General features: G+C 62.8%; 4 protein-coding genes. All 4 read left to right on the top strand.

The annotated features are described in order from the left end of the window. The first annotated feature begins 165 nt into the window (after positions 1-165). Positions 166-465 (top strand): hypothetical protein, encoded by a 300-nt coding sequence (locus tag AC1DT2_RS21965; RefSeq protein ID WP_477298728.1) that lies wholly within the window; start codon positions 166-168, stop codon positions 463-465. Then, entirely contained in the window at positions 462-728 is a 267-nt protein-coding gene (locus tag AC1DT2_RS21960; RefSeq protein ID WP_477298727.1) for a hypothetical protein, read from the top strand. Before AC1DT2_RS21965 ends, AC1DT2_RS21960 begins: the two co-directional genes overlap by 4 nt. Next, the gene (locus AC1DT2_RS21955) at positions 725-1,555 is read left to right on the top strand and encodes a DUF551 domain-containing protein (RefSeq protein WP_477298726.1); all 831 of its coding nucleotides are present in this window, start codon (positions 725-727) and stop codon (positions 1,553-1,555) included. The genes AC1DT2_RS21960 and AC1DT2_RS21955 overlap by 4 nt, the downstream gene beginning before the upstream one ends. Then, on the top strand, positions 1,552-1,982 hold a 431-nt coding region (locus AC1DT2_RS21950; RefSeq protein ID WP_477298725.1), incomplete at its 3' end, for a hypothetical protein. The genes AC1DT2_RS21955 and AC1DT2_RS21950, both read left to right, overlap by 4 nt.

Genomic DNA, 1,982 nt, shown 5'->3' with positions numbered 1-1,982 from the left:
GGTTTGGGCGGCGATCGGCACCGACTGGGGCCAGCTCCTTTTCCATAAGTTCGGGATGGTCGAACGCGATGGCGTCATCTACGCGGCCACCGACGCGAAGCTCGCGGCTCACTGCGAGGAGATCACGGGGACAGCCTACGAAGCGGCTACCAAGGAGAAGGCGGCATGACCATGTTCGACCCGATCAAGCTGCGCTCGATGGCCGAAGAACTGAAAGGCCCGAACGGCTCCGAACTGCGCGCCGCGCTTCTCCAAGCTGCTGCCGACGCAGCGGACGCTGCGCGGTATAGATATATCCGCCGCAAAGGGGCTTGGCGTGAGGATCGTGCTGTATTGGGGGCAATCGGCCCTGTTTACATCACGGTATCTCCGGATGGTCAGAAGCAACCCTACCAAGGCCAGGCTATCGATACCGAAGAGCTAGATGCTGCCATCGACGCTTTTCTAAAGGAGCGCCGCCTGTGACCACCAAGCCCATCACCCAGCGTGAGGCTCGCGCCCTGCGAGCTCGCGTAGCCGAGCTTGAGCGGCGCGAGGAGAACCGCCGCGGTATCTGGTTCAACGACTACCCCGGCGGCCAGCACATTGGATCCTTCACCGTGTCCGATGTCGCCGCCGCCAAGATCCGCACCGCGCGTCTCCTAAAGCATGCCGTCGTTGTTACAAACGGCAACCTCGGCGAACTCAACTTTTATGCACTGCCCTTGGCAAAGGACACCGGCGCATGAATACCGCTCTCGACCTCATCCCCGGCAAGATCATCAACACGCTGTCCAACAGTCGTCAGGGCTGTCACGTCGAGATCGAGGCCGATATGGGCTTCTGCGTCGGTGACACGGTGTACATCAGCCGCGCGCGTGCGCAGCCTGCAGAGGCGGTCGATGTCAATCGCCTGACTGCCGCCGCGCGTGCCATGCACGCCGTCTGCGATGGCGAGGATCGTTGGCTTCGCATGTCCGACGAGGTTCGCAGTCGGTGGATCGAAAGCGTTCGCCCTGTCGCTGCCGCCCTCGCCCATCCCCGCCCCACGGGTGGCAGGAAGGAGGCAATCGCCGTACTGCTGACCCACCTTGAGGACGTGCTCGACGATGAGAACTTCGAACGCATCGATGTTTCGAAGTGGAACGCCGTCTCTATACTCACCGCCCCCACGGGTGAGCAGGCTGGGGAGGTGGTGGCTATCTACGTAAATGCAGTAGATGACGATGGCTCGCTCCTTTACGTCCATCCGCCAATCGCTAAGCGCGGTGACACCCTTTACACCCAGCCGCGCCCCGTGGGCGTGCCGGATGGGTGGAAGCCCATCGAGTCCGCGCCGAAAGGCGTAAAGATAATCGCAGGCTACAGAAACTCGCGCGGAAATTGGCGCTCAATCATGGCTTGCTATTACACCCCGGGCACGCTTGAGCTCGCCGATGACGCAGACGACACCGAAGACGRCTACGCGCCGGAGGGCTGGTACGAGGCTACGGAGGTGTACGAAGAGATTCGTCTCACGGATGAGAAGCCGACGCACTGGATGCCGCTCGCCGCCGCGCCGGAGGTGAGCTCATGACCTGGCATTGCATCGAAGGGGGCCGCTGCGTGTGTGGTGGCGACACGGAAGGTGTTCGCGCGACCTGCGGCAGCTTCCGTGTCGGAGCAAAGTACCCGAGCTTCCAGTGGCGGGTGTCTCAATGGATGGACCAGTGCTTCGTACCGTCCCTCTACAGCAACATGACCGAGCGCGGCGATCGCCTCCTCGAGGAAGTTCTTGAGCTTCTGCAGTCCACCGGCTATGACCGGACCCGCGTCGCCACCCTGGTCGATTACGTCTTCGGACGGCCTGCCGGCGAGCCCTCGCAGGAGGTTGGCGGCGTCATGGTCACCCTGGCGGGCTTCTGCTGGATCGCGGGCCTCGATATGCATGCCGATGGCGAGCGCGAGCTGACCCGCATCACCCAGCCCGAGGTCATGGCGAAGATCCGCGCAAAGCAGGAAGC

The organism is Luteibacter sp. P4_E6, assembly GCF_056401535.1.
This window is presented reverse-complemented; position numbering and strand designations above follow the sequence as displayed.